4 protein-coding genes, 1 rRNA gene and 1 pseudogene are annotated in these 6,857 nt (G+C 38.6%); 3 read left to right on the forward strand and 3 right to left on the reverse strand.

Annotation, left to right across the window (positions count from 1 at the left end):
• Positions 1-432: 432 nt before the first annotated feature.
• Entirely contained in the window at positions 433-1,152 is a 720-nt protein-coding gene (locus ACQKOG_RS26630; RefSeq protein WP_370083659.1) for a glycerophosphodiester phosphodiesterase, read from the reverse strand.
• 172 nt (positions 1,153-1,324) lie between these two features.
• Here ACQKOG_RS26630 and helD point away from each other — a divergent pair, with 172 nt between their 5' ends.
• On the forward strand, positions 1,325-3,562 hold the full coding sequence (gene helD / locus ACQKOG_RS26635; protein WP_427448574.1) for an RNA polymerase recycling motor HelD: 2,238 nt from the start codon (positions 1,325-1,327) through the stop codon (positions 3,560-3,562).
• Between the two features lie 461 nt (positions 3,563-4,023).
• Here the strand turns inward: helD and ACQKOG_RS26640 are convergent, their stop codons facing one another.
• Positions 4,024-5,229, reverse strand: a complete 1,206-nt coding sequence (locus ACQKOG_RS26640; RefSeq protein WP_370083663.1) for an alpha/beta hydrolase — start codon at positions 5,227-5,229, stop codon at positions 4,024-4,026.
• A gap of 233 nt (positions 5,230-5,462) precedes the next feature.
• On the opposite strand from ACQKOG_RS26640, the pseudogene ACQKOG_RS26645 reads away from it, so the two are divergent.
• Both ACQKOG_RS26645 and ACQKOG_RS26650 read left to right on the forward strand, forming a co-directional pair.
• Positions 5,463-5,720: pseudogene (locus tag ACQKOG_RS26645) on the forward strand (IS3 family transposase); the annotation flags it as partial.
• A gap of 651 nt (positions 5,721-6,371) precedes the next feature.
• The gene (locus ACQKOG_RS26650) at positions 6,372-6,599 is read left to right on the forward strand and encodes a hypothetical protein (protein WP_427448575.1); all 228 of its coding nucleotides are present in this window, start codon (positions 6,372-6,374) and stop codon (positions 6,597-6,599) included.
• Between the two features lie 168 nt (positions 6,600-6,767).
• On the opposite strand, the gene rrf is transcribed toward ACQKOG_RS26650, so the two are convergent.
• Positions 6,768-6,857, reverse strand: a 5S ribosomal RNA gene (rrf, locus tag ACQKOG_RS26655); the annotation flags it as partial.

The raw sequence follows: 6,857 nt of genomic DNA on the forward strand, positions 1-6,857 counted from the left end.
CGTCTTTCCGTCGCTCTGATGATTCCTTCCGTCACTTCAGCTCTTCTTTCCGTCGCTCTGATTCCTATCCGTCGCTTCGGCTTTTCTTTCCGTCGCTCTGATTCCTATCCGTCGCTTCAGCTCTTCTTTCCGTCGCTCTGATGATTCCTTCCGTCACTTCAGCTCTTCTTTCCGTCGCTCTGATGATTCCTTCCGTCACTTCAGCTCTTCTTTCCGTCGCTCTGATTCCTATCCGTCGCTTCGGCTTTTCTTTCCGTCACTTTGACCATTCTATCCTTCACTTCGACTCTTCTTTCCGCCGCTCTGAATCCTAGCCGTCACTTCGCCTCTTCCTTCCGTCGCTCTCATTTCTATCCGTCACCTTGGCTCTTTCAATCAGTCACTCTGACCGTATTACCGCTTCTATCCCCAAACCCTGGCCATTCACCCCAACTAATCCGTCAATCCTGCTACTATCTTTTCCGGGTCGTCTGTAAATATTGCCTGTACACCGAGCTGCTGTAATTGCTTTGCTTGCTCAACATCATTAACCGTATAGACACGGACAGTTGCTCCTTCATTAAGAGCTTCTTGAATGGATCTCCGAAATGCTGTAGGTAGGCTGACATGTATAGCATCTGCCGGGATTTGAGCTGCGTAGCCGTTAAAATCAACTAAAATTTCGGCAAACAGTGCTGCTTTTTCAATATAGGGTGCTCTTTGTGCGACGATTTGAATAGATTCATGATTGAAGGAGGAAATAATTACTCTCTCTGTCATTTGAAATGCAGCTACCTCCTTAATAACAAGTGCTTCTATCCCGTTATATGGAAGTATATCGGTTTTGAGCTCAATATTAATACGATGATTAGTGCCTGCAAATAGCTCTAAAACGTCTCCTAGAGTTGGGATTCTCTCCTCTTCAAATTTAGAAGAAAACCATGAACCATAATCAAATGCACGGAGCTCTTGTAGCGTGTAATCCTTTACGTAGCCAGAGACATTAGATGTACGATTGATTGTTTCATCATGAATAACGACTAACTCCCTATCCGCTGTTAAATGAACATCTAGTTCAATCCCTGTAATCGGAAGTTTTGATGCGGCCATAAAAGCAGCCATAGTGTTTTCTGGGTAATGTGCCGAAACGCCTCTATGGGCAAAAATATTCAAATTCGATAACCTCCTATTTCGCCCACCTCTCAACTCGTTAACAGGCGGGCCATTAAATTTCGATTTTCCTTCTCCCTTAATAAGCCTATTACAATTTCACTTGATGGTAAATATTATATATAGTAGTATGAGAATCTACTTGAAAATGCAAGTACTTAGGAGGTGCTAAAAAATGACTGCACAACATCCAGATTTTCAGGCTGAAGTGGAGCGGCTAGCTTACACTAAAAATTACATGCAGCAAATTTTAAATGAATCACAAAGAGGTTTGCAATCTGCTCAGGAGAATATTCGTAAGTCGATGGCAGATCTTGATTATTTAGATTCCAGTTTGGGCTATAATAATATCTTAGCAAATGCTCGTTTCTTTGAAATGGCCCGAAACCAAAAGGAAGGCTTAGAGGCTATTCGAAAAAAGCCATACTTTGCCCGAATTCATTTTCAAAAGACAGGAGATCCTGAAGAATTTCTTTATATCGGAAAAACGTCTTTGTTTCATCGAGAAACCCATGAGCCTATAATAGTCGATTGGCGTTCACCAGTAGCAAACGTCTATTATGATGGTCGCCTTGGGGATATGGAATATGATGTGCGTGGAGAAATCCATAAGGGACATCTTTTTGCCAAACGCCAATATAAAATTAATGATGGTGAATTGCTCGATTTACGGGACATTGATTTAACAACAAACGATGAATTACTGCAAGAAGCGTTAGCTGGAAAAGCAGATGTGCGTTTGACTGAAATCGTCTCCACCATTCAAAAGGAGCAAAATGAAATTATACGAGCACATCTTCGTCAGCCGATTATCGTACAAGGTGCTGCTGGTAGTGGAAAAACAACAATTGCCCTACACCGAATATCTTACTTCCTCTACACGATGGGCGAGCATTTTAATCCTGAGCAGCTTATGATTTTAGCACCGAATAAGTTATTTATCGATTATATTGGTGATGTTTTACCAGAGCTTGGTGTCGATAAAATTTGCCAAACAACCTTTACCGATTACGTTCTAGCTGCGACGAAGCTAAAATTGAAACTTCAAAACCCAAATGAGCAGTTAGAATCTCTTGTTGCAGGAGAACCCCAACAGGCAGCTTCTTGGATATCCGAAATGAAGGGCTCACTTTATTACCGTGATGTAATAGAACGATATGTTCAAAAAATCGAACAAGAAATCGCCAATCAGTTTGAGGATGTATTCATTGAAAAATATTGCATTATGCGTGCCTCCCATTTAAAGAAGCTATTTTTATATGAATTTTCTTATATGCCGATTGAAAAACGACTAGCACATATAAAAAAAGTGCTTGCAAGCCATGCTCGTCAAAAGAAACAGGCTATTTTAAATACACTTCATAAAAAATATGATGAAGCACTTGGCAGAGCACTTGATGGATTTCGTGATGATGACAAACGACGTCGTGTTGTCACGAAGTTTATTGATGAGCGTGATGAACGTATTCCTGCTATTGAAAAAGAGGCAAAGTCAACCGCAACTGTTTATATGCGGCGCTTTTCTAAACATAACATCAAGACTCTCTATCGTTCTCTTCTAACAAATGCTGAGCTTTTAGCAGAACTTGCTCCAGAATGGCATTATCTTGAGCAACAGCAATTTTTACAAGCACATGCTAAAGAACAATGGGTGCTTGAAGATTTAGCTGCACTTTATTTTTTACAAGCTCGTATAAAGGGCATTCCAGATGAATGGAAAATGCGAGTCGTTTTCATCGATGAAGTACAGGACTATAGTTTATTTCAGCTTGCTGCTTTAAAGACTGGGCTTGAAACAGATATGTTTACAATGGTCGGTGATTTAGCACAAGGAATTCACAGCTATCGTTCCCTTACTGCCTGGGAACCTGTCCAAAATCTATTTCCTAGAGCAAGCTTTAGAACACTGCAAAAAAGCTATCGAACAACCATTGAAATTATGGAGGTTGCAAACAAAGTCTTAGCGCAAATGGATGAACAACTTCCATTAGTAGAGCCAGTAGTACGGCATGGTAATGTCCCTACCTATATACAAGCTCAATCATTTGATGCCCTGCAAATTAAAGAAATTTTTGAAGCCATTCGATCCAATGGACACCATTCCGTTGCTTTAATTTGCAAAACGACTGCAGAGGCAAAAACAATGCAGCAAGCATTAAAGGACAAAAAAATTGCTTCGCAGCTTCTAACTGAAAATGAGTCCATCAATCAGGAATTATTGCTCGTTGTTCCGAGTCATTTAGCAAAGGGCCTTGAATTTGATGCTGTGATCGTAGCTGCCTTCGATACACCTTTCTACGATACGAAGGTTGATCGCAAGCTACTTTATGTGGCACTCACTCGAGCCATGCATGAGCTTTATTTAATCGGCCCAACAAAAAATACATTTCTATTAGAAAATGAACAGATATAATAAATATTTTCGCCTTGATGTAATTGTAGCTGTCGCTTCGCTTTCGCTACAATCAAAACTCAGCTGAAAGAAGATAAAAAAGTCGCTATTAAAGCGACTTTTTTTCATCGAACATTTAAATCTGATTTATCGATTCCGAGGTGGTAAACGGTAAAACCTCCCTCTGGATAAGTACGCTTTTACAACTTTCCACCATGACCTTGGTGCTTCCCTTTGAGGAGACTTCTTTTTAGGTAGTGCCGGCATGCGCATGATAACGACTCCTTTCATAGGCTTACTAATACTATATGAAGATAGTTACAAATTTATGATAAAAAGAATAGTTAACCCAATATATCGATACGTTCATGACCCATCGCCTACCACCGAATAAACATAAAAAAGAGCAGACGCATTTTGTCGAAAAAACGGCGTTCCCCCACTAAAGAAGATCGTATTTCCCCTAAAAATACTTATGTTTACTAATTATGCTTTTGAAGAAAAGCCTTTACTTTTTCATAAGTAAATTGAGTGCTCAAACTATTTGATACTGCATCAAAAGCATGATCGACTTTTGGAATAAGATAAAGTTCATGGGGAACGTTATTTTCTTTTAGCTTCCTGTCCAAAATTTCAGCCTGTTCTTCTAGAAAAATTCGGTCACTCGTTCCTAAAAGTGTAATAGTAGGAGGTGTCTTGCTTTGAATATAACTGATCGGAGAAAGTATTTTATAACGATCAGGGAATTGTGAAGGTGTACCTCCAATATATTTCTTCATAACATCTTGCACATAGTCAGGACTTGGACTATTTTTATAAACTTTCTCCATATCAGACGGACCGTATACATTAATCACAGAGTTAATAGTTACTGAAGGTACATTTGATGAAGGAGGTAACTGTGTATCCCCCATACTATAGGCAGCTAGCATAGCCAGATTTCCACCTGCTGACCGTCCCATTACGTTTATTTTTTCAGGATCAATTTTGTAAGCATCCGCATGTTCTGCCACCCATCCTATTGCTGATTTTACATCAGCTACTTCATCTTTCCATCCTGCATGAGGTGGCATACGATATTGTATATCAAACACAGTATATCCTAATTCACTTAACCATTGATTCCAATGAGGTGCTCTATTTTTATCCCCCTCAACCCATCCACCTCCATGCACTTGTACAATAGCAGGATGAAGTGGTTTTTTTGAGTCTTCATTGGCTGGCCACACATCAAGCTTTAATTCCACACCATCAGAGGTTGTCATGTATACAACGTCCTGTGTGAATTTTGATGTGATTTCTGTCTTACCGAAAAAATGAGAACGAAGCGAAACGGAAACACTCTCGTTCTTAGCGTAATGTAACATTTCAATAATTGGCTCTACAGTTAAAAAACTTAATAATAAAACTAGAGGAATCAAAATTGTCCGAGCTATTAAAGCTTTCCTCCAGACAGCTAATACTAATAAAATTATGATCACAGCAGTTATACTTAATAGAAGCGTAGGTATTATCAATGCACCTGCTCCAAGGGCACTCATTATATTAGGAAAACCGCCTGGATTCCAAATATAGTATGTCATAATGCTAATGAAAAAAAATGCAATTACTGCAATGATTGTTAGTAACCATTGAATAAAACCCCTAGGACGCCATGGGGTTGGATGTTTTTGTTGTTCCTGTTTCATTTTTCTAAACCCCTCCATAATCAATCAAATATCTTAACTTATGAAAGTATCAAAAAATACTTAGCTTTACCAAAAGACTTTGACCCTAATTTATTGATGAAACCCCTACAAAATCGTTGTGTGAGTCATTGATCCTCATCCTTTACTTCATTCAAACAGCCCACAGCTTTTGCAATGGTGTTGTCTTTTTATAATCCAAACCAATATCATAAAAAACTAATTCCAGTTCACTTAACAAGCTTATTTCTGAGGCACTTGAAATATTCGATATCCAGCGTTCATTGAGTATGAAAGGATGTCCTTATGATAATGCCGTGGCTGAAGCGATGTTTAAAGTATTTAAAACGGAATTCGCTAATGGAGCTCATTTCACTTCTCTTGAACAGCTCGCTCTTGAACTTGATGATTATGTTCATTGGATCAACAATATTCGTATTCACGGAACTCTAAGCTATTTAACACCAGTGGAATTCAAGCAACAGCCCATATAATCTTTGTCCAGTTTAGTGTTGACACACCACAGCTTGTCAGCAACGTGTTTTTGACTTTGCGAAAGCGAAGTGACAGCAACAACATGATGTTGGTCACTCAATCATTACCACAGGACGTGGCGTTCTTAGACAGAGTTCCTCTATTTCAGCGAATAAACCAGCATTCATCTTACCACCTATAGAAGCTAGCACTATTTGGATTTTGTGTATGGCATAACCCTAGAGTTAATGCTAGTACTACTCTGTATTACTTGCAACAGTCGAATCATCAAGAATCATTTTTAACTCTTTATATAAAATTATAAAAAGCAAAAAAGGACATCCTTTTATCGGAAATCTTTTCTTAATGGTTGCTGCTATTGAAGGGTAAAACTTTCTGGGGAAATATGCAAATCAATCTTTGCTTACTTTTGAACATGTTTTGATAAAAGCTTCTTTGGATTGTTATGATTATTATTTTCAACTTTATTTTTTGAGATTGGATTGAGTGCTGTTCACTTAAGACTACCTCTTTAAGGAAAACAGATGTTTCTCATGCGAAATGGATTACGAAACTACTGCGCCATGGATTAATTGAAAAGCGAGCTTTGTCCCAGCAGTTGAATATTCGCTAATGAAATGGATATGGAAACAAGTTTACATGGAAGAGTGATGCCTAAAAAACAGATGAATACCGATTCGTTATTCGAAATACTCACGGAATATCAACGTTTCCTTATTCATCAATATTGGAAACAAAAACATGCATTAGAAAAGCACTGGACAATCGCAACTAGAAGAGGCAAGAAAAAAGCACTCGTTGCGCTATCACATCGAATGCTTTGGATTTATTTATTTCATGCTATACCCATACAAAGAATCGCGAATAATTTAATCTAACCAAAAAAGAATTAATCGAAATTACTCTAAACAGATACCTTTGCTTTTCCGTTGGCTTTTAAAACTCCATACCGATTCTCTATCTATTTTTAGAATATTCATAGGCCAAGGGGTTATTTATTTTCACAGAAAAAAAAGCCGAGGAATAAATCCTCGACTTTTCTAAGTGCCTAGCGACGTCCTACTCTCACAGGGGGAAGCCCCCAACTACCATCGGCGCTAAAGAGCTTAACTTCCGTGTTCGGTATGGGAACGGGT

It is taken from the genome of Lysinibacillus sp. NPDC093216 (assembly GCF_050280325.1).
Classification (GTDB): Bacteria; Bacillota; Bacilli; order Bacillales_A; family Planococcaceae; genus Lysinibacillus.

Bases quoted from the DNA above. Each gene is read 5' to 3' on its own strand.
- helD (WP_427448574.1), top strand. From the start codon at position 1,325: ATGACTGCACAACATCCAGATTTTCAGGCTGAAGTGGAGCGGCTAGCT.
- ACQKOG_RS26640 (WP_370083663.1), bottom strand. From the start codon at position 5,229: ATGAAACAGGAACAACAAAAACATCCAACCCCATGGCGTCCTAGGGGT.
- ACQKOG_RS26650 (WP_427448575.1), top strand. From the start codon at position 6,372: ATGCCTAAAAAACAGATGAATACCGATTCGTTATTCGAAATACTCACG.